This window comes from Pseudomonas sp. Sample_9, assembly GCF_004307535.1.
In the GTDB taxonomy this organism is placed as follows: domain Bacteria; phylum Pseudomonadota; class Gammaproteobacteria; order Pseudomonadales; family Pseudomonadaceae; genus Aquipseudomonas; species Aquipseudomonas mercuritolerans.
In genome coordinates this window covers 1-704 of the sequence record NZ_RAZO01000105.1, presented here as the reverse complement: position 1 = coordinate 704, position 704 = coordinate 1, and the positions used below count along the sequence as shown (strand labels likewise).

Sequence of the window (704 nt, the reverse complement as noted above, 5' to 3'; positions counted from 1 at the left end):
GTCAGCCCGACCACCTTCCACGCGCTCGGTTATGCGCTGGTGGCCAGCGGCAGCTTGCGCGAAGTGTTCGAACGCATCGTGCGCTATCACCCGGTGGTCAGCGATGCGCTGGAACTGGAGCTGAGCCGCAGCGAAGACCGCTATCAATTCCGCCTGAAAATCCCGCCCGGCAACCCGGCGCCGGCCGTCGAAGCCATCGACGCCTTCGCGGCGATCTACGTGCGCACCTGCCGCAATCGCCTCGGCCGTGACTACGCACCGCTGGCGGTGTACTTGCGCCGCCCCGAACCGAGCGATGCCCAGCAATGGCACAAAGTCTTCCGCGCGCCGGTGCATTTTTGCGCCGCCGAAGACCGCCTGGAATTCGCCCTCAGCGACTTCGACAGCCACCTCGACGACGCCAACCCGGAACTGGCCGAACACAACGAAGCCGTACTCAAACGCACCCTCGCCCAGCTCAAACCGCTGACCTGGGAGCGCAAGGTGCGCGATGCCATTGAAGAACAACTGCCCGAAGGCGAACCGAGCGCCGAACGCATCGCCCAGGCCTTGCACCTGAGCCTGCGCAGCCTGCAACGGCATCTGGCGGATGAAGGTTGCCGCTTCGACACCCTGCTCAACGAAAGCCGCGAAAATCTCGCGCTGCTGCACCTGCGTGACCCGCAGTGCTCGTTGAGTGAAGTCAGCTATCTGCTGGGATTCGC

The 704-nt window shown here is 64.5% G+C and carries 1 protein-coding gene; it reads left to right on the top strand.

Features of this window, described 5'->3' with window-relative positions:
* Positions 1 to 704 (top strand): AraC family transcriptional regulator ligand-binding domain-containing protein (locus D6877_RS05460; protein ID WP_130910106.1); only part of this gene is annotated, 704 nt, incomplete at both ends.